The sequence below is a fragment of the Pseudomonas sivasensis genome, assembly GCF_013778505.1.
Taxonomy (GTDB): Bacteria; Pseudomonadota; Gammaproteobacteria; order Pseudomonadales; family Pseudomonadaceae; genus Aquipseudomonas; species Aquipseudomonas sivasensis.
Genome location: NZ_JAAOWU010000001.1, coordinates 557,169 through 577,088, shown reverse-complemented (window position 1 = coordinate 577,088; position 19,920 = coordinate 557,169). Strand labels below are relative to the sequence as shown.

General features: G+C 58.7%; 20 protein-coding genes. 12 read left to right on the top strand and 8 right to left on the bottom strand.

What is annotated here, in order from left to right; all coding sequences use genetic code 11:
• Positions 1-106: 106 nt before the first annotated feature.
• The 6 genes from petA to G9Q84_RS02570 all read left to right on the top strand — a co-directional run bounded on the left by petA (position 107) and on the right by G9Q84_RS02570 (position 4,797).
• Positions 107-700, top strand: a complete 594-nt coding sequence (gene petA / locus G9Q84_RS02595; protein WP_032886243.1) for a ubiquinol-cytochrome c reductase iron-sulfur subunit — start codon at positions 107-109, stop codon at positions 698-700.
• Positions 700-1,911, top strand: coding sequence for a cytochrome b (locus G9Q84_RS02590; RefSeq protein ID WP_122680366.1), 1,212 nt, complete (start codon positions 700-702; stop codon positions 1,909-1,911). Before petA ends, G9Q84_RS02590 begins: the two co-directional genes overlap by 1 nt.
• Positions 1,911-2,690 (top strand): cytochrome c1, encoded by a 780-nt coding sequence (locus G9Q84_RS02585; RefSeq protein WP_095183832.1) that lies wholly within the window; start codon positions 1,911-1,913, stop codon positions 2,688-2,690. Before G9Q84_RS02590 ends, G9Q84_RS02585 begins: the two co-directional genes overlap by 1 nt.
• 148 nt (positions 2,691-2,838) lie before the next feature.
• Entirely contained in the window at positions 2,839-3,456 is a 618-nt protein-coding gene (locus G9Q84_RS02580) for a glutathione S-transferase N-terminal domain-containing protein (protein WP_032886246.1), read from the top strand.
• A gap of 17 nt (positions 3,457-3,473) precedes the next feature.
• Positions 3,474-3,893, top strand: a complete 420-nt coding sequence (locus tag G9Q84_RS02575; RefSeq protein ID WP_181642847.1) for a ClpXP protease specificity-enhancing factor — start codon at positions 3,474-3,476, stop codon at positions 3,891-3,893.
• A 157-nt stretch (positions 3,894-4,050) separates the two neighbouring features.
• On the top strand, positions 4,051-4,797 hold the full coding sequence (locus tag G9Q84_RS02570; RefSeq protein WP_032886248.1) for a FadR/GntR family transcriptional regulator: 747 nt from the start codon (positions 4,051-4,053) through the stop codon (positions 4,795-4,797).
• Positions 4,798-4,877: 80 nt separating this feature from the next.
• Here G9Q84_RS02570 and G9Q84_RS02565 read toward each other — a convergent pair whose 3' ends face one another.
• Positions 4,878-5,120 carry a hypothetical protein gene (locus tag G9Q84_RS02565; RefSeq protein WP_032886249.1) on the bottom strand — a complete coding sequence of 81 codons (243 nt, stop codon included), beginning with the start codon at positions 5,118-5,120 and terminating at the stop codon, positions 4,878-4,880.
• A gap of 276 nt (positions 5,121-5,396) precedes the next feature.
• Positions 5,397-6,551: a phospholipase gene (locus tag G9Q84_RS02560; RefSeq protein ID WP_181642846.1), complete on the bottom strand. Its 1,155-nt coding sequence runs from the start codon at positions 6,549-6,551 to the stop codon at positions 5,397-5,399.
• A gap of 234 nt (positions 6,552-6,785) precedes the next feature.
• Between G9Q84_RS02560 and kdgD the strand changes: the two genes are divergently transcribed.
• From kdgD to G9Q84_RS02535, 5 genes are all read left to right on the top strand, one after another.
• Positions 6,786-7,697, top strand: a complete 912-nt coding sequence (kdgD, locus tag G9Q84_RS02555) for a 5-dehydro-4-deoxyglucarate dehydratase (RefSeq protein ID WP_032886251.1) — start codon at positions 6,786-6,788, stop codon at positions 7,695-7,697.
• 54 nt (positions 7,698-7,751) lie between these two features.
• On the top strand, positions 7,752-9,197 hold the full coding sequence (locus G9Q84_RS02550; RefSeq protein ID WP_032886252.1) for an aldehyde dehydrogenase family protein: 1,446 nt from the start codon (positions 7,752-7,754) through the stop codon (positions 9,195-9,197).
• Between the two features lie 98 nt (positions 9,198-9,295).
• The gene (locus tag G9Q84_RS02545) at positions 9,296-10,660 is read left to right on the top strand and encodes an MFS transporter (protein ID WP_032886253.1); all 1,365 of its coding nucleotides are present in this window, start codon (positions 9,296-9,298) and stop codon (positions 10,658-10,660) included.
• Between the two features lie 11 nt (positions 10,661-10,671).
• A complete protein-coding gene (gene garD / locus G9Q84_RS02540) occupies positions 10,672-12,225 on the top strand; it encodes a galactarate dehydratase (protein ID WP_181642845.1) in 1,554 nt (517 codons plus the stop codon).
• Between the two features lie 191 nt (positions 12,226-12,416).
• Positions 12,417-13,358, top strand: a complete 942-nt coding sequence (locus G9Q84_RS02535) for an AEC family transporter (RefSeq protein WP_032886255.1) — start codon at positions 12,417-12,419, stop codon at positions 13,356-13,358.
• On the opposite strand, the gene G9Q84_RS02530 is transcribed toward G9Q84_RS02535, so the two are convergent.
• The 6 genes from G9Q84_RS02530 to gatC form a co-directional block, all read right to left on the bottom strand.
• Entirely contained in the window at positions 13,355-13,735 is a 381-nt protein-coding gene (locus G9Q84_RS02530; protein WP_181642844.1) for a carboxymuconolactone decarboxylase family protein, read from the bottom strand. The two genes, G9Q84_RS02535 and G9Q84_RS02530, sit on opposite strands and share 4 nt — an antisense overlap.
• Positions 13,732-14,778, bottom strand: a complete 1,047-nt coding sequence (locus G9Q84_RS02525; RefSeq protein WP_181642900.1) for a calcium/sodium antiporter — start codon at positions 14,776-14,778, stop codon at positions 13,732-13,734. The genes G9Q84_RS02530 and G9Q84_RS02525 overlap by 4 nt, the downstream gene beginning before the upstream one ends.
• 58 nt (positions 14,779-14,836) lie before the next feature.
• The gene (locus tag G9Q84_RS02520; RefSeq protein WP_032886258.1) at positions 14,837-15,208 is read right to left on the bottom strand and encodes a septal ring lytic transglycosylase RlpA family protein; all 372 of its coding nucleotides are present in this window, start codon (positions 15,206-15,208) and stop codon (positions 14,837-14,839) included.
• A gap of 159 nt (positions 15,209-15,367) precedes the next feature.
• Positions 15,368-16,813 carry an Asp-tRNA(Asn)/Glu-tRNA(Gln) amidotransferase subunit GatB gene (gatB, locus tag G9Q84_RS02515; RefSeq protein WP_181642843.1) on the bottom strand — a complete coding sequence of 482 codons (1,446 nt, stop codon included), beginning with the start codon at positions 16,811-16,813 and terminating at the stop codon, positions 15,368-15,370.
• Positions 16,814-16,823: 10 nt separating this feature from the next.
• Positions 16,824-18,275 carry an Asp-tRNA(Asn)/Glu-tRNA(Gln) amidotransferase subunit GatA gene (gene gatA, locus G9Q84_RS02510; RefSeq protein WP_181642842.1) on the bottom strand — a complete coding sequence of 484 codons (1,452 nt, stop codon included), beginning with the start codon at positions 18,273-18,275 and terminating at the stop codon, positions 16,824-16,826.
• Between the two features lie 16 nt (positions 18,276-18,291).
• On the bottom strand, positions 18,292-18,579 hold the full coding sequence (gatC, locus tag G9Q84_RS02505) for an Asp-tRNA(Asn)/Glu-tRNA(Gln) amidotransferase subunit GatC (protein ID WP_003188556.1): 288 nt from the start codon (positions 18,577-18,579) through the stop codon (positions 18,292-18,294).
• Positions 18,580-18,789: 210 nt separating this feature from the next.
• On the opposite strand from gatC, the gene mreB reads away from it, so the two are divergent.
• Complete coding sequence (mreB, locus tag G9Q84_RS02500) at positions 18,790-19,827, top strand: rod shape-determining protein MreB (RefSeq protein ID WP_002555108.1); 1,038 nt, start codon at positions 18,790-18,792, stop codon at positions 19,825-19,827.
• The last annotated feature ends 93 nt before the right edge of the window (positions 19,828-19,920 follow it).

The following is a 19,920-nucleotide window of genomic DNA, read 5'->3' as shown; positions in this document are numbered from 1 at the left end:
TACGTGGGGCTTTTCATTACCATCCGACAAAATTTTTATAAGTAAAGATTCAATACTTAGTAGACGCCTGATTTAACAGGCCAAAAAGCTGATGGGAGAGGACTGAATGAGCAATGACGGCGTGAATGCAGGCCGGCGTCGCTTCTTAGTAGCAGCCACATCCGTGGTGGGTGCTGCAGGAGCGGTGGGGGCTGCGGTCCCGTTCGTGGGGTCATGGTTTCCCAGTGCCAAGGCGAAAGCCGCAGGTGCACCGGTGAAGGTGAATGTCAGCAAGATCGAGCCAGGCCAGCAGATGATTGCTGAGTGGCGCGGCCAGCCAGTCTTCATCGTTCGTCGTACTGAGGAAATCCTGGGGAATCTGAAAAAGATCGAAGGCCAGTTGTCTGACCCAAAATCTGAGAATTCCGACCAACCCGCCTACGCCAAAAACGAAGTGCGCTCGATCAAACCAGAGATTCTGCTACTGGTTGGTCTATGTACCCATCTGGGGTGCTCGCCCACCTTCCGCCCGGAAGTAGCGCCGGCAGATCTGGGGAAGGACTGGGTCGGCGGCTATTTCTGCCCGTGCCACGGTTCTCACTACGACCTCGCCGGTCGTGTCTACAAGTCCCAGCCTGCTCCTTTGAACCTGCCCGTGCCTCCGCATACCTACGAAACTGACGACCTTATTGTCATTGGCCTCGATAAGGAGAACGCGTGATGAGCAAGTTCATGGATTGGGTAGATGCGCGCTTCCCCGCCACTAAGATGTGGGAAGACCATCTCAGCAAGTACTACGCGCCAAAAAACTTCAACTTCTTCTACTTCTTCGGCTCCCTGGCCCTTCTGGTGCTGGTCAACCAGATCGTGACCGGTGTATGGCTGACGATGAGTTACACCCCGTCAGCGGAGGAGGCGTTTGCTTCCGTTGAAGGCATCATGCGTGACGTCAATCATGGAGCGATCCTTCGATTGCTACACGCCGTGGGTGCGTCGATGTTCTTCATCGTCGTGTATCTGCATATGTTCCGTGGCCTGCTCTACGGTTCGTACCAGAAACCCCGCGAGTTAGTGTGGGTCTTCGGCATGCTGATCTACTTGGCGCTGATGGCCGAAGCCTTCATGGGTTACCTGTTACCTTGGGGGCAGATGTCGTACTGGGGCGCCCAGGTGATTATCTCGCTGTTCGGCGCGATCCCGGTTATCGGCAACGATCTGACCCAGTGGATTCGTGGTGACTACCTGATCTCCGGTATCACCCTGAACCGCTTCTTTGCCTTGCACGTGGTGGCCTTGCCTATCGTGATCCTAGGCTTGGTGGTTCTGCACATCTTGGCGTTGCACGAAGTTGGCTCTAACAACCCGGACGGCGTGGACATCAAGAAGCACAAGGACGAGAACGGCATCCCGCTGGATGGCATCCCATTCCACCCGTACTACACCGTGAAAGACATCGTCGGCGTGGTCGTGTTCTTGTTCGTGTTCTGCTCGATCGTGTTCTTTTTCCCGGAGATGGGCGGTTATTTCCTGGAGAAGCCGAACTTCGAACAGGCCAACGCTTTCAAGACACCTGAGCACATTGCCCCGGTTTGGTATTTCACGCCGTTCTACGCAATCTTGCGGGCCATCCCCGACAAGCTCATGGGCGTGATCGCCATGGGTGCAGCCATTGCCGTGCTGTTCGTGTTGCCTTGGCTCGATCGAAGTCCGGTCAAATCCATGCGCTACAAAGGCTGGCTGAGCAAGATCTGGTTGTGGGTGTTCTGCATTTCGTTCGTGATCCTGGGTGTGTTGGGCGTATTAGCGCCAACTCCTGGACGTACGTTGCTGTCGCAGGTCTGCACATTCCTGTACTTCGCCTACTTCATTCTGATGCCGTTCTATACCCGGCTTGAGAAGACCAAACCGGTTCCGGAAAGGGTGACTGGCTGATGAAAAAATTATTCGTTGCATTGATGCTTGCGGCGCTGCCGCTACTGTCCTTCGCTGCCGAGCACGGTGGTCCGGAGCTGGAAAAAGTCGATATCGACGTGTCTGACAAGGCTGCCATGCAAGACGGCGCGCGTACGTTCGCCAACTATTGCATGGGCTGTCACAGTGCCAAGTTCCAGCGGTACGAGCGGGTTGCCGATGATTTGGGCATTCCCCACGAACTGATGTTGGATAAGCTGGTGTTCACCGGTGCCAAGATTGGCGACCACATGAATATCGGTATGCAACCTGCGGACGCCAAGGCCTGGTTCGGCGCCGCACCGCCTGATCTGACCCTGGTAGCCCGTGTGCGCGGCACCGACTGGCTGTACGGCTACCTGAAGTCGTTCTACGAAGATCCGGCCCGGCCTTATCGCGTGAACAACCGAGTATTCCCGAACGTCGGCATGCCTAACGTTCTGGTCGGCCTTCAGGGCAAGCAAGTGGTAGGATGCAAGCAGATCCAGGTCGTTGAAGACGGTAAGAAGCAATATGATCCGTTGACCGGTACGCCTTTGACTCATGAAGCGTGCGATCAACTGAAGATCGAAACCCCCGGTTCGCTGACTGACGAGCAGTTCGACGAGAAGGTCAAGAACCTCGTGACCTTCCTGGCCTACTCGGCCAACCCGGTCAAACTGCAGCACCAGCGCATCGGTACTTACGTCTTGCTGTACCTGGCTTTCTTCTTCGTATTCGCCTATCTGCTCAAACGCGAATACTGGAAGGATGTGCATTGATCCAACCGTAAGCAATTGCTGTTAATCTTGCGCGCCCAGCGGCATCTCTGAATACGTAGCGAACGGGTTAACCCGCCGTTACAGAGATGCTCTCTGGGCGCGCTCGTTTTTGAGCTTCCGATAATTTCAACAAGCGAGGAGGACCGCCATGGGCGTGACCAATCGGTTGGCCTGTTACTCCGACCCCGCCGACCACTATTCCCACCGAGTACGTATCGTGCTCGCAGAGAAGGGTGTCAGCGCCGAGATCATCAGTGTGGAGGCGGGCCGTCATCCGCCAAAACTGATCGAAGTGAACCCTTACGGCAGCTTGCCCACCCTGGTCGATCGTGACCTGGCGTTGTGGGAGTCGACCGTGGTGATGGAATACCTGGATGAGCGTTATCCTCATCCGCCTTTGCTGCCGGTATATCCGGTGGCGCGTGCCAACAGTCGCCTGCTGATCCATCGGATCCAGCGCGACTGGTGTGGGCTGGTGGATGTGATTCTGGATTCGCGCAGCAAAGAGGCGGCCCGTGTCGTGGCGCGTAAGGAATTGCGCGAGAGCCTGACCGGCGTTTCGCCGTTGTTCGCCGATAAACCTTTTTTCCTCAGCGAGGAACAAAGTTTGGTGGATTGCTGCCTATTACCGATACTCTGGCGTTTGCCGATTCTCGGTATTGAACTGCCGCGGCCGGCCAAGCCGCTGCTTGATTACATGGAGCGCCAGTTTGCGCGTGAGGCTTTCCAGGCAAGTCTGTCTGGTGTCGAACGCGATATGCGCTAAGGCTTAAGGAGCCGTTGATGAACTCCAGTCGACCTTACCTGGTCCGCGCGCTCTACGAGTGGATTGTGGATAACGATTGCACCCCGCACATGCTGGTCAATTCCGAATTTCCTGCGGTTCAGGTACCGCAGGGTTTTGCCAGTGACGGGCAGATTGTGCTCAATGTATCGCCGAGTGCCGTGCGCCACCTGCACATGGACAATGAGGCGGTCAGTTTCGAAGGGCGTTTTGGCGGTGTACCGCACACGCTCTACGTGCCGATTGGCGCCATTCTTGGGATTTATGCTCGGGAAAATGGTCAGGGCATGGTGTTTGATCTGGAGTCACCTTTCGAGGGCGACGAATCGATCGAAAGCGAAGAAGGTGATGATCTGCCACCACCAGATGCCGAGCCACCGCGTCCTAGCGGCCGGCCTAGCCTGAAAGTGGTGAAGTAATCGGCGTTTGCCTTCGGGTGTGCCTGAAAAATGCCTCGATTTGTGTCGGGGCATTTTTTTGCGTGAAGGATATAAGTGAAAGTCGCGACTGAACGGTGATCGTACAACCGCCATGGGCTATGATGCCTCTTTACTCAACCGAGATAGATGATTCCACATGGAAAACGCCAGCACCGCCCCTCGTCTTCCCCGCAAGCGCCGCAGCCTTGCCCAGGAATTGGTCACGGTGCTGTCTGAGCAGATCCGTGACGGCGAACTCAAACGGGGCGACAAGCTGCCCACGGAGTCCGCGATCATGGAAGCCCATGGCGTCAGTCGCACCGTAGTGCGCGAAGCCATCTCACGTTTGCAGGCGGCGGGGCAGGTGGAAACCCGTCATGGTATCGGCACTTTCGTGCTGGACACGCCGAGCCCCAGCGGTTTCCGGATTGATCCCGCCACGGTCGTGACCCTGCGCGATGTGTTGGCGATTCTGGAGTTGCGTATCAGCCTGGAAGTGGAGTCTGCCGGCCTGGCGGCCCTGCGTCGTAGCGAAGAGCAGTTGGCTGCGATGCGTGCAGCACTCGATGCGTTGAATGAAAGCGCCGCGCACGCCGGCGATGCCGTCGCCTCAGACTTCGCATTTCACCTGGAAATCGCACTCTCCACCGGCAACCGTTACTTCACCGACATCATGACGCACCTGGGCACCAGCATCATTCCACGTACCCGCTTGAATTCGGCGCGCCTGGCCCATGATGATCAACAGCATTACATGGGGCGCCTGAGCCGTGAGCACGAAGAGATTTACGAGGCGATTGCCCGCCAGGACTCAGATGCGGCGCGGGCGGCGATGCGTTTGCACCTGACTAACAGCCGTGAACGGCTGCGCCATGCCCATGAAGAGGCTGAAAGGGCAGGCTGATTAAGCCGCCGCTGGTTGGTATCACTGGGCGGCTTGGTGATCAGGGTGTCTAGCGTGACGATGTGCCATTCAGCGTTTTTCTATGACTGTTGCCTGGATTGGATATAGGCAGCCAATTCGTCCAGTGTTGGTTTCTCGGCCACGTCGTCGGGCAGTTGTAAATGAAGCTCCGTCATTGACGAGTTGATCACCCGAAGCCTTTCTTTCTTGTCAGCGATCAGCTCAGCCAAAGGCCTATCGGGATCAAAGTCTTGATCTTTTTCATCCCGACTGGCTTCGAAACCGGATGCCAGTAGGCCGAAAATTTCATCAGTGGTTTTCATGAAGCACCTCTCTTCTCAGTATGAGTTCTAGAAGCAGAATCAAGCACGGACTGGAACCTGCGCCACGTTACGACCTCTTGATGTTCGTGGTGTCAGTTCCGTTGTCGGCATATTCGGAATGGGGCATGGCGACGTCCTGATGCGGCGACTTCAGGTATCAGGAGAGCTACAGCGAATCGCCTCAGGAGCTAATGCCTTAGCCCCTGAGGTTTGTTATCCCTCGTGTATGAACTGTGCATAACTGTTAGAAATCACAGTATCGACAAACGGTACTGTCTAGGTCTGAGGACTCGGCTTGTAGTCCTTAAGCAACAAATACGTACTCCACCCCCACCAATCATTGGTCCAATGCTTGTCGTTCAGGTCATTCACGTCCTTGCGGCGCAGCACTTTGTCACCCTCCATCTTGAACAATGGCGAAAAGTTATTTGCCGGGTTCTGTGCTGCGTTCAAATCCGGCACATACAGTGGAGCCTTGAAGTTGGCCGGGGAGGGCGCGATACCACTGATGAAGGTCTCAAAGATCTCGTCTGCGGATGCCTGAACGGCGCGTTTGACCTGTGCTCGATTGTTTGCGTCAACGGTATCGAAATAGCGCTTATCTCCATAGGCGTGCCACTCATCACCTATGGCATTGCGCACCTTCAGCCCGAATTTGCTGTCTTCATCGTGCATGAAGCGACTGATCAGCGAGCCCAACTCTCCCGGCGTGACCACCGCCGCCAGTTGCTTGCGTGGCACTCGCAAGTGGCCCGCGGAAAACAGATCGGTCAAGAAGTGATCAGCAAAACTGTTCATGGCATACGCCAGTTCCAGTGCCTGATCGGTACCGGTTTGATGCGCTATCACGGCCTGTTGCAACGCTGCCGTATGCCCCGCCAGGTAGGCCGATAGCGCCCATTCGCCGAAGTGATCGGCGTTGTCCGCCGCCAGTTTCAGGTAACGGCCCAGCGGAACCAGCGCCGATACCGTACTGCCGCCCCCGGTGATTCGGTTCCATTCCTCGGACAACGTATCACCCAGCGCGTCATAGGCTTCATGGGGTTGTTTGCCATCTTTAATGGCTTGATTGACCGCGCTGATTTCCTTTTGCATCACCGCGAGAATCTTTCCTGCTTCATCCCGTGAGGCCGGCAACACTGCCAGCGAGTTAAAGGCGGCGGTGAAGCGTTGCACGCGCTCGGCAGGGGAGGCGCCATCGCTGATCGGCTTGCCAGGAATGCCATAGAAGTCACCGCCCAGGGCAATCACTTGGCCGTAAGTCAGTGCCAGCCCATTGGGTAGGTGCAGTTCGACTTGCCGGGCGGGAATCGCCGGGGCGTTCGTGTTGAAGCGCAACAGTGTGTCGTCGCCGATGGCGGTGTGTTCGCCACCTTCGAATCGCAGGATCGGTTGAGTTTTTTCGGGTGCTACGAGATCAAGACCTGACATGTTAGCTCCTTGCTATGTCGTAGGAATCTTCCGTAATAGCTGTATGTATATACAGCACTGACGAGCATAGAGGATAAATTTCCTACGTCAAGAACGCTTCTATCAACACCGTTTAAACCGAAGGCCGATGAATTGCAGTTGACGAATCTTTTTATAGTTGTACGATGACGTACGACATCACCAAAACCAACAACAATCTTTCGACAGAAAGTCTTTACCCAGGGTGTTCGAATAATGAATCCACAAGAGCTGAAGTCCATCCTCTCCCACGGTCTGCTGTCTTTCCCGGTGACCGATTTCAACGCCCAGGGTGACTTCCACCAAGCGGGCTATATCAAGCGTCTTGAATGGCTGGCCCCTTACGGCGCCACCGCATTGTTCGCCGCAGGCGGCACGGGTGAGTTTTTCTCCCTGGCGGCCAGCGAATATTCCCAAGTGGTAAAGACCGCTGTTGATACTTGCGCCACCAGCGTGCCGATCCTCGCCGGTGTTGGCGGTTCGACACGCCAAGCCATCGAATATGCCCAAGAGGCTGAACGCCTGGGCGCTAAAGGTCTGTTGTTGCTGCCGCACTACCTCACCGAAGCCAGTCAGGACGGCGTTGCAGCCCACGTTGAAGCGGTGTGCAAATCGGTGAAAATCGGTGTGGTGGTCTACAACCGTAACGTGTGCCGCCTGACCGCTCCGTTGCTGGAGCGTTTGGCCGAGCGCTGCCCGAACCTGATCGGCTACAAGGATGGCCTGGGCGATATCGAGTTGATGGTGTCGATCCGCCGCCGTTTGGGCGATCGTTTCAGCTACCTCGGCGGCCTGCCGACTGCAGAGGTTTACGCCGCTGCCTACAAGGCTCTGGGCGTGCCGGTGTACTCCTCGGCGGTGTTCAACTTCATCCCGAAAACCGCGATGGACTTCTATCACGCTATTGCCAAGGATGATCACGCCACCGTCGCCAAGATCATCGACGACTTCTTCCTGCCTTACCTGGACATCCGTAACCGCAAGTCCGGCTATGCCGTGAGTATCGTCAAGGCAGGCGCAAAAATCGCTGGCTATGACGCAGGCCCAGTGCGTACGCCGCTGACCGACTTGCTGCCGGAAGAATACGAAGCCCTGGCCGCGCTGATCGACAAGCAAGGTCCGCAATAACCCATTCACAAGGCCGCTGAGTAATCAGCGGCCTTTTGCGTCAGGAGAAGATTCGTGTCCCAAGTCCAACGTTACGAAAACTACATCAACGGCCAATGGGTAACCGGCGCCGACTACTGCACCAACCTCAATCCCTCGGAGTTGTCTGATGTCATTGGCGAATACGCCAAGGCTGACGTCACTCAAGTCAACGCTGCCATCGACGCCGCCCGCGCAGCATTTCCGGCGTGGTCCACGTCCGGTATCCAGGCGCGTCATGATGCGTTGGATAAAGTTGGCAGCGAAATCCTCGCGCGCCGTGAAGAGCTCGGCACCCTGCTGGCCCGGGAAGAGGGCAAGACCTTGCCTGAAGCCATCGGCGAAGTGACCCGCGCCGGTAACATTTTCAAGTTCTTCGCCGGTGAGTGCCTGCGTTTGTCCGGCGACTACGTGCCGTCGGTACGCCCGGGTGTCAACGTTGAAGTCACCCGTGAAGCACTCGGTGTGGTCGGCCTGATCACGCCGTGGAACTTCCCGATCGCCATTCCTGCATGGAAGATCGCCCCGGCGCTTGCTTACGGCAACTGCGTAGTCATCAAGCCGGCCGAACTGGTACCGGGCTGCGCCTGGGCCCTCGCAGAAATTATCTCCCGCGCCGGTTTCCCTGCCGGTGTGTTCAATCTGGTGATGGGCAGCGGCCGCGTGGTAGGTGACGTGCTGGTCAACAGCCCGAAAGTCGACGGCATCAGCTTCACCGGCTCCGTCGGTGTGGGCCGTCAGATCGCCGTCAGCTGCGTGTCGCGCCAGGCCAAAGTGCAGTTGGAAATGGGCGGCAAGAATCCGCAGATCATTCTCGACGACGCCGACCTCAAGCAAGCTGTCGAGCTGTCGGTACAGAGCGCGTTCTACTCCACTGGCCAGCGTTGCACCGCGTCCAGCCGTTTGATCGTCACCGCTGGTATTCACGACCAGTTCGTCGCGGCCATGGCCGAGCGCATGAAGTCGATCAAGGTTGGCCACGCGTTGAAAAGCGGTACCGACATCGGTCCGGTGGTTTCCCAAGCTCAGTTGGATCAGGACTTGAAATACATCGACATTGGCCAAAGCGAAGGCGCGCGGCTGGTCAGCGGTGGCGGCCTGGTGACGTGTGACACCGAGGGTTACTACTTGGCGCCGACGCTGTTTGCCGACAGCGAAGCCGCCATGCGCATCAGCCGTGAAGAAATTTTCGGTCCAGTGGCAAACGTTGTGCGCGTTGCGGACTACGAGGCGGCACTGGCCATGGCCAACGACACCGAATTCGGTTTGTCGGCGGGCATTGCGACCACATCGTTGAAATACGCCAACCACTTCAAGCGCCACTCCCAGGCTGGGATGGTGATGGTCAACCTGCCCACGGCAGGCGTGGATTACCACGTTCCGTTCGGTGGCCGGAAAGGCTCGTCCTATGGCTCGCGGGAGCAAGGTCGCTATGCACAAGAGTTCTACACAGTGGTGAAAACCAGCTACATCGGCTCGTAAGACGCTGCACCCAGTGGGGGCCGGACGCCTGCCGGCTCCCACGCTAAAAACACAAAACTATTACCCGCAAAAAAAATAATTAGTGGGAGTACTTCTACATGCAAGCGACCAAGCCGACTCACGTCCGCTATTTGATCCTGCTCATGCTGTTCCTGGTGACCACGATCAACTACGCCGACCGGGCCACCATCGCCATCGCAGGCTCCAGCCTGCAGAAAGACCTCGGCATCGACGCGGTCACCCTCGGTTATATCTTCTCTGCATTCGGTTGGGCCTACGTGGCCGGGCAAATTCCCGGTGGCTGGCTGCTGGACCGATTCGGCTCGAAAAAAGTCTACGCCCTGAGCATCTTCACCTGGTCACTGTTCACCGTGCTGCAAGGCTATGTCGGTGAGTTCGGTGTATCCACCGCGGTTGTTGCGCTGTTCATGCTGCGCTTTATGGTGGGCCTGGCCGAAGCGCCTTCCTTCCCGGGTAACGCTCGGATTGTGGCGGCCTGGTTCCCCACCGCCGAGCGCGGTACGGCCTCGGCGATCTTCAACTCGGCGCAGTACTTCGCCACGGTGTTGTTCGCGCCGCTGATGGGCTGGATCGTCTACCGCTTTGGCTGGCAGCACGTGTTTATCGTGATGGGCGTGATCGGCATCGTGTTCTCGCTGATCTGGCTGAAAGTGATCCACAGCCCGCGCCAGCACCCGATGATCAACGAAGCTGAGCTCAACCACATCGCTGCCAATGGCGCGATGGTCGATATGGATCAGGACAAAGGCAAGGGTAAGAAAACCGACGGGCCGAAGTGGGATTACATCCGCCAGTTGCTGACCAACCGCATGATGTTAGGCGTGTACCTGGGCCAGTACTGCATCAATGGCATCACTTACTTCTTCCTGACCTGGTTCCCGGTGTACCTGGTGCAGGACCGTGGCATGACCATCCTCAAGGCCGGTTTCATCGCCTCGTTACCGGCGATCTGCGGGTTTATCGGTGGCGTGTTGGGTGGGGTCATTTCCGACTACCTGCTGCGCAAAGGCCATTCCCTGACCTTCGCCCGCAAGGCACCGATCATCGCGGGCTTGCTGGTCTCCAGTAGCATCATCGCGTGTAACTACGTTGACGTTGAATGGATGGTGGTGGGCTTCATGGCCTTGGCCTTCTTTGGCAAAGGCGTTGGCGCACTGGGTTGGGCGGTGGTGTCCGACACCTCGCCGAAACAAATCGCCGGTCTCAGTGGTGGCTTGTTCAACACCTTCGGTAACCTGGCTTCTATCACCACGCCTATCGTGATCGGCTACATCATCAGCACCACCGGTTCCTTTAAATGGGCCCTGGTGTTTGTCGGTGCCAATGCACTGGTGGCGGTGTTCAGCTATCTGGTTATCGTCGGTCCGATCAAACGTGTAGTACTCAAAGAGCCGCCAACCAAGGGGCCAGAGTTGACCAACCTAACCGAAGCGCATTCCTGAGGGGCCCCGTGATGCAGTTGATTGAACATGCCGACTCGCCGCGTTCCATTCGTTTGCACGAGCGCGACAACGTAGTGATCGTGGTCAATGACCAGGGCGTACCGGCCGGTACCGAGTTTCCGGACGGCCTGGTGACCGTGGATTTCATCCCCCAGAGCCACAAAGTGACCCTGGAAGACATCCCCGAAGGCGGTCAGATTATTCGCTACGGCCAGACCATCGGTTACGCCCTGGCGCCGATTCCGCGCGGCAGTTGGGTCCAGGAAGATCAATTGCGCATGCCGACCGCGCCACCGCTGGACAGCTTGCCGCTGTCCACCGAGGTGCCCGAAACCCAGGCACCGCTGGAGGGGTTTAACTTCGAGGGCTATCGCAACGCCGACGGTACTGTGGGCACGCGTAACATCCTTGGCATCACCACCACGGTGCAGTGTGTGACCGGGGTGCTGGACCATGCGGTCAAGCGCATCAAGGACGAATTGCTGCCCAAGTACCCACACGTCGATGACGTAGTGGCGCTGACCCACAGCTACGGCTGCGGGGTGGCGATCACGGCGACAGATGCGTACATCCCGATCCGTACCGTACGCAACCTGGCGCGCAACCCGAACCTGGGCGGCGAAGCCCTGGTGATCAGCCTGGGGTGCGAGAAATTGCAGGCCGGGCAGGTGATGCACGACAACGACAGTTCGGTCGACCTTAGCGAGCCGTGGCTGTATCGGTTGCAGGATTCCAGCCACGGCTTTACCGAGATGATCGAGCAGATCATGGACTTGGCCGAAGTCCGCCTGAAGAAGCTCGACCAGCGCCGCCGGGAAACCGTGCCGGCATCCGAACTGATCCTGGGTATGCAGTGCGGCGGCAGTGATGCGTTTTCCGGCATCACCGCCAACCCCGCGCTGGGTTACGCCTCTGACTTGTTGTTGCGGGCTGGGGCGACGGTTATGTTTTCCGAAGTGACCGAAGTACGCGATGCCATCTACCTGCTGACTTCTCGTGCGCAAACAAAGGAAGTTGCCGAGGAGTTGGTCAGGGAAATGGACTGGTACGACCGTTACCTGGCCAAAGGCGAAGCAGATCGCAGCGCCAATACCACGCCGGGCAACAAGAAGGGCGGGTTGTCGAATATTGTCGAGAAGTCCTTGGGTTCCATCGTCAAGTCGGGCAGCAGCGCGATCAACGGCGTGCTGGGTCCGGGTGAGCGCTTCAAGAGCAAGGGCCTGATTTTTTGTGCGACGCCGGCCAGCGACTTTGTCTGCGGTACGCTGCAATTGGCGGCGGGGATGAACCTGCATGTGTTTACCACCGGGCGTGGCACGCCGTACGGGCTGGCAATGGCGCCGGTGGTGAAGGTGTCGACCCGTACGGAGCTGGCGCAGCGCTGGCCGGACCTCATCGATATCGACGCCGGGCGCATCGCTACCGGGCGTGCGAGTATCGAGGAGCTGGGTTGGGAGTTGTTCCACTTCTATCTGGATGTGGCCAGCGGTAAGAAAAAGACCTGGGCGGAGCATCACAAGCTGCATAACGACATCACGTTGTTTAACCCGGCGCCGATTACCTGAGACCGAGTCGCCTGCATCGGGGGCAAGGCCCCTCCCACAGTTTGACCGCGTTTATTCTGTAGGAATGCGGTCGAGTGTGGGAGGGTTGGTGCGACGATTCGACTTGCCCCCGATAGCGGTCTACCGGGCGCCGTTGGGCTGTATGGCTTATCATTAGCCACCTAACGACGCTCACCAAGGTTCTCCCCGGCATGCTGGCTATCTTCCTCACCACCCTCACCATCACCGCGCCGGTATTTGCCATGCTGTTCCTGGGTGTGCTGCTCAAGCGCATCAACTGGATCAACGACAACTTTATCCACACGGCTTCGTCCCTGGTGTTCAACGTCACCATGCCGGCGTTGCTGTTCCTGGGCATTCTGCATGCCGACCTGCACTCGGCGCTCAAGCCGGGTTTGCTGATCTATTTTGCCGTCGCCACGCTGGCGAGCTTTGCCCTGGCCTGGGGCTGGGCGATTTTTCGCTGCAAGCGTGAAGACCGGGGCATCTACACCCAGGGCGCGTTTCGCGGCAATAACGGGGTGATCGGCCTGGCCCTGGCCGCCAGCATGTACGGCGACTACGGCATTTCCCTCGGCGCGATTCTCGCGGCGCTGGTCATCCTGTTCTACAACACCCTGTCGACCATCGTGCTGGCGGTGTACAGTCCGGTGATCAAGTCCGACCCGTGGAGTATCTGTAAAAGTGTGGTGGCCAACCCGCTGATCATCAGCGTCATCGTGGCGGCGCCGTTCGCGTTTTTTCAGATTGGCCTGCCGGGCTGGCTGGAAAAATCCATGCAGTACCTGGCGGATACCACCTTGCCGCTGGCCTTGATTTGCATTGGCGGCACTTTGTCACTCGCGGCGTTGCGCAAGAGCGGCAACATGGCGCTGAGCGCGAGCTTGATGAAGATGGTCTGGCTGCCGGTTGTCGCGACCTTGGGCGCGTGGCTGCTGGGCTTTCGCGGTCCGGAGTTGGGGATTCTGTTCCTGTACTTCGGCGCGCCGACGGCCGCTGCAAGTTTCGTGATGGCCAGGGCGGCCGAGGGGAATCATGAGCTGGCGGCGGCGATTATCGTGATCACTACGCTGATGGCGGCAGTGACCACGAATATTGGGATTTTCGTATTGCAGGCGGGTGGCTGGATCTAGCCTTCCTTCTGGAAGCTGTCGATCACTTCCTGGGCCGCGCGGAACGCATCAATCGCAGCCGGTACACCGGCATACACCGCGCAATGCAGCAGCGCTTCGCGAATTTCCTCCACAGTACAGCCGTTGTTCAACGCGCCACGCACGTGGCCTTTGAGCTCCTGTGGGCACTTGAGCGCGGTGAGGGCGGCGAGGGTGATCAGGCTGCGCGTCTTCAGCGGCAAACCTTCGCGGTTCCACACACTGCCCCACGCATGTTCATTGACGAAATCCTGCAGCGGCTGGGTGAAGTCGGTGGCGTTGCCCAGGGCGCGGTCGACGAATACATCGCCCATGACCTGGCGACGCATCTCAACCCCGGGCTTTTTCTGATCGGTCATTTCGATTCCCTCTTGTGTTGGCGGCGCCAGGCGCGCAGCGAGGTGAATAGCAGGATCACCACCAGCGCTGGCAGGACGTAATACAGCATCAATTGTTCAAGCTTGTTGGCCAGGGGCATGCCGGTGGTAAACGACATCACGTGCAGCCCATACGCCAGGTACAGGCCCAGCAATACCAGACCTTCGGCGCGGGTGACGCGGTAGCCGGTATAAAACACCGGCAGGCACAGCACCACCACGCCGAGCATCACCGGCAGGTCGAAATCCAGGGCGTTGGGCGACACCGACAGTGGCGATGGCGCCAGCAGCGCGGTTAGACCCAACACGCCCAGCAGGTTGAACAGGTTGCTGCCGATCACGTTACCCACGGCAATTTCTCGCTGGCCGCGCAGGGCGGCAATCAGTGAGGTCGCGAGGCACGGCAGCGAGGTACCGACGCCGATAAGCGTCAGGCCGATGATGCGTTCCGACAAACCCAGGTCGCTGGCCACGTCCACCGCCGCACCGAGCAGCAGGTGGCCGGCTAGCACCAGGATCAGAAAACCGCCGAGCATCAGCAATACGCTGCTCAGCCAGGGCGCCTGGGTCAAGGTGTCCAGCGTGCGTGGACGCCGCGAGTGTCGGGTCTGGTAGTGCAGCACGCCAAGGTAGGCCATCAAAGCAATCAGCAGCAGAAGACCATCGAGCGGCGTCAGTTCTTCATTGGCTGCAAGGGTAAACACCAGCAGGCCGGCGAGGATCATTACCGGTATATCCAGGCGTACCAACTGACGCGAGACTCGCAAGGGGATGATCAGCGCCGACAGGCCAAGGGTCACCAGGATGTTGAAGATGCTGCTGCCGATTACGCTGCCCACGGCGATGTCGGTATTGCCGGCCAGGGTGGCCTGCAGGCTGACGGTCATCTGTGGCGCGCTGCTGCCGAAGGCCACGATCGTCAGGCCGATGATTAACGGTCGCACTTTGAGGCTGGCCGCCAGGCGCACCGCGGCGCGCACCAGGATTTCGGCGCCGATGATCAGCAGCACAAGCCCGCTGATCAGTTCGAGCAGGCTCCAGGGCGAGAGGGCGGTTAATCCGAAAATGGCCAGGGCTCCGTCTTCAGTTGCTCAGGGCTTGCACGCGAACCCGTGCAGTGCCGCTGCTCAGCATACCCAGTTGCTCGGCAGCCTTGCGTGAAAGATCAATCAAGCGCCCGCGGGTATGCGGGCCGCGATCATTGATGCGCACAACGACGGATTTGTCGTTGTCGAGATTAGTAACCTTGACCTGGGTGCCGAAGGGCAATTGCCGGTGGGCGGCGGTCAGGGCGTTCTGGTTGAAAGGTTCACCGCTGGCTGTTTTCTTGCCATGGTGCCGGGCGCCGTAATAGGAGGCGGTGCCGGTTTCGTCGTAGCCGTTGGGGTTGATGAGGCCGCTGGCGCAGCCGGCCAGTAGTGAAAACAGGGCGCATAGGCCTAATAGACGCTTCATTATCAAGGTGCCCCCATCACAAATATGGGAGGGGGCTCGTCGCCGATAGCGGTGATTCAGTCAAAACATTAATGACTGACACTCCGCCATCGGGGGCAAGCCCCCTCCCACCGCGGGTCCGAGTTAAGCGTGAATTCTCACCCGGACCATTCATCGCATTCAGCCTTCGAGCTTGCTTTTCAGCAGTTCGTTCACCTGTTGCGGGTTGGCCTTGCCTTTGGAGGCTTTCATGGCCTGGCCGACAAAGAAGCCGAACATCTTGCCGCGCTTGGCTTCGTCTGCCGCTCGGTATTGCTCGACCTGTTCGGCGTTGGCCGCCAGCATCTCATCCAGCACCGCCGAGATTGCGCCGCTGTCGGTGACTTGCTTCAGGCCGCGCTTCTCGATGATCTCGTCGGCGCTGCCTTCACCGCTCGCCATGGCTTCAAACACGGTCTTGGCGATTTTGCCGGAGATGGTGTTGTCCTTGATGCGCAGCAGCATGCCGCCCAACTGCTCAGCGGTCACCGGGGCTTCGTCGATTTCCAGGCCCTGCTTGTTCAGCAGGCTGCCCAGCTCAACCATCACCCAGTTGGCCGCCAGCTTGGCGTCACCGGCAATGCTCACGACTTTTTCGAAGTAGTCGGCTTGCTCGCGGCTGGACGCCAATACGCTGGCATCGTAGACCGACAGGCCGAACTGCTCCTGGAAGCGCTCGCGTTTTTGCGGAGGCAATTCCGGCAGGGTTGCGCGGATGTCATTGAGGAACGAATCCTCAAGCACCACCGGCAACAGGTCCGGATCGGGGAAGTAACGGTAGTCGTTGGCTTCCTCTTTGCTGCGCATGGCGCGGGTTTCGTCTTTGTTCGGGTCGTACAGGCGGGTCTGCTGGATCACCTTGCCGCCGTCTTCGATCAGTTCGATCTGGCGACGTACTTCGGTGTTGATCGCCTTCTCGATAAAGCGGAACGAGTTGACGTTCTTGATCTCGCAGCGGGTGCCGTACTCGGCCTGGCCTTTTGGCCGCACCGACACGTTGCAGTCACAGCGCAGTGAGCCTTCTGCCATGTTGCCGTCGCAGATGCCCAGGTAGCGGACCAGCGCGTGGATGGTCTTGACGTAGGCCACGGCTTCCTTGGCGTTGCGCATGTCCGGCTCGGACACGATCTCCAGTAGCGGAGTGCCGGCGCGGTTCAGGTCGATCCCGGTGGCGCCGTTGAATTCTTCATGCAGGCTCTTGCCAGCGTCTTCTTCAAGGTGCGCACGGGTCACGCCGACACGCTTGATGGTGCCGTCTTCCAACGGGATGTCCAGGTAGCCCTTGCCGACAATTGGCAGTTCCATCTGGCTGATCTGGTAGCCCTTGGGCAGGTCCGGGTAGAAGTAGTTTTTGCGCGCGAACACGTTGTGCTGACCGATCTCGGCGTCAATCGCCAGGCCGAACATCACCGCCATGCGTACCGCTTCCTGGTTCAGCACCGGCAATACGCCGGGCATGCCCAGGTCTACCAGGCTCGCCTGGGTGTTGGGCTCGGAGCCGAACGTGGTGGCGCTACCGGAGAAAATCTTCGATTGGGTGGCGAGCTGGGTATGAATCTCCAGCCCGATCACAACTTCCCATTGCATAGTGTTCTCCTCAGAAGCCGTTAGGGGTGCGAGTGTGCCAGTCGGTGTTCAACTGGTACTGGTGCGCCACATTGAGCAGGCGGCCTTCTTGGAAGTACGGCGCGAGCAGTTGCACGCCCACCGGCAGGCCATCGACGAAGCCGGCGGGCATGGACAAGCCCGGCAAGCCCGCGAGGTTGGCGGTGATGGTGTAGAGGTCTTCCAGGTACTCGGCAATCGGTTCGCCGGTCTTGGCGCCGATCTTCCAGGCCGGGTTCGGCGTGGTTGGGCCAAGGATCACGTCGACTTCTTCAAAGGCAGCCATGAAGTCGTTCTTGATCAGGCGACGGATTTTTTGCGCCTTGAGGTAGTACGCGTCGTAGTAGCCGGCCGACAGGGCGTAGGCACCGACCATAATGCGGCGTTGAACTTCGGCGCCGAAACCTTCGCCACGGGAGCGTTTGTACAGATCGGTCAGGTCCTTCGGGTTTTCGCAGCGGTAGCCGAAGCGCACGCCGTCGAAACGCGACAGGTTGGACGAAGCTTCCGCCGGCGCGATCACGTAGTACGCAGGAATGGCGTGCTGGTTGTTCGGCAGGCTGATTTCCTTGATCACGGCGCCCAGGCCTTCCAGCGTCTTGACGCTGTTGTGCACCAATTCGGCGATACGCGGGTCGAGACCGGCGCTGAAGTATTCCTTCGGCACGCCGATGCGCAGGCCTTTGAGCGAGGTATTCAGGCTGCTGCTGTAGTCCGGGACTGGCTCATCGATGCTTGTGGAGTCCTGCGGATCAAAGCCAGCCATGCCTTGTAACAAAATCGCGCAGTCTTCGGCGGTGCGGGCCAGAGGGCCGCCCTGATCGAGGCTGGATGCGTAGGCGATCATGCCCCAACGGGAAACGCGACCGTAAGTCGGCTTCAAACCGGTGAGGTTGGTGAAGGCGGCTGGTTGGCGAATGGAGCCGCCGGTGTCAGTGGCCGTGGCGGCTGGGAGGAGGCGCGCGGCAACGGCGGCGGCGGAACCACCGGACGAACCGCCCGGCACGTGTTCCAGGTTCCACGGGTTTTTCACCGCGCCGTAGTAGCTCGACTCGTTGGCCGAACCCATGGCGAATTCGTCCATGTTGGTTTTGCCCAGGGTCACGGCCCCAGCAGCGGCCAGCTTGGATACCACGGTGGCGTCGTAGGGCGCTTTAAAGTTGTCGAGCATCTTCGAGCCGCAACTGGTGCGAATACCCTGGGTGCAGAACAGGTCTTTGTGGGCGATAGGTGCGCCCAGCAGCGCGCCATTTTCACCGTTGGCGCGACGTACGTCGGCGGCCTTGGCCTGGCTCAGGGCCAGCTCTTCGGTGATGCTGATGAAGCTGTTGACCTTGGGATCGAGCTCGGCGATACGCGCCAGCAAGGTCTTGGTCAGCTCTTCGGAAGAAAACGTTTTGTCGGCGAGACCGCGGGCGATCTCGGCCAGAGTCATGTGATGCATTGCAGGCTCTTTCCCTTTAGTCGATGACTTTCGGAACCAGGTACAGGCCGTTTTCGACCGCTGGCGCGATGGACTGGTAGGCCTCGCGATTATTGCGCTCGGTCACGACGTCTGCGCGCAGGCGCTGGCTCGCTTCCAGCGGGTGAGCCAGGGGCTCGATGCCGTCGGTGTTTACGGCCTGCATTTGGTCAACCAGCCCGAGAATGCTGTTCAGGGCTGCGGTGGTCTGTGGAAGATCGGCGTCATTGAGGCCAAGCGAGGCCAGATGCGCGATTTTTTCCACGTCGGAGCGTTCAAGCGCCATGGGAATCTCCTGTGGAAAACAGAACGGAGGCTGTCCGTGTGTTAGATTGTCGGAACACTACCGCATTTCTACGGTCATAAGGCCGCGATTGTGGGGGTTGGTGCACAGAAAGTCGGCCAATTTAGCACATTGGCGCCTTGCCCAAAATCCCTGTCGTTGTTAGAGTTTGCCGCACTTTTTTACCCACGCGTTGCCTAGGGTCCTTTCCCCATGTTCAAGAAACTGCGTGGCATGTTTTCCAGCGATCTTTCCATTGACCTGGGCACTGCCAACACCCTTATTTACGTGCGCGAGCGCGGTATCGTTCTGAATGAGCCATCGGTTGTGGCCATTCGGACCCATGGTAATCAGAAAAGTGTCGTTGCCGTTGGCACCGAGGCCAAGCGCATGCTCGGCCGTACACCAGGCAATATTGCTGCCATTCGTCCGATGAAAGACGGCGTGATCGCCGACTTCAGTGTCTGCGAGAAGATGCTGCAGTACTTCATCAACAAGGTTCACGAAAACAGTTTCCTGCAGCCCAGCCCTCGTGTGCTGATCTGCGTTCCATGCAAGTCCACCCAGGTTGAGCGTCGTGCCATCCGTGAATCGGCCCTTGGCGCCGGTGCCCGCGAAGTATTCCTGATCGAAGAGCCAATGGCTGCTGCGATCGGTGCCGGCCTGCCGGTTGAAGAAGCTCGCGGTTCGATGGTGGTGGATATCGGTGGTGGTACTACCGAGATCGCCCTGATTTCCCTGAACGGTGTGGTGTATGCCGAATCCGTACGCGTAGGCGGCGACCGTTTCGACGAAGCGATCATCACTTACGTTCGTCGTAACTACGGCAGCCTGATCGGCGAATCCACCGCCGAGCGCATCAAGCAGGAAATCGGTACCGCTTACCCGGGCGGCGAAGTTCGCGAAGTCGATGTTCGCGGTCGCAACCTGGCCGAAGGCGTTCCACGTGCTTTCACCCTGAACTCCAATGAAGTGCTGGAAGCTCTGCAAGAGTCCCTGGCCACCATCGTTCAGGCTGTGAAGAGCGCCCTGGAGCAATCGCCGCCGGAGCTGGCTTCCGATATCGCCGAGCGAGGCCTGGTGCTGACCGGTGGTGGCGCCCTGTTGCGTGACCTCGACAAGTTGCTGGCCCAGGAAACCGGCCTGCCGGTGATCGTCGCCGAAGACCCGCTGACCTGCGTTGCGCGTGGCGGTGGTCGTGCACTGGAAATGATGGATAAACACACCATGGACCTGCTTTCCAGCGAATAAGCTCGTTGGTTGCGCCATGTTTCGCCCGCAGGCAGCACTTCTCAGTGCTGCCTGTCGGCGTTTATCTTCTTCAATCTGCATCCAGGCCGGTTA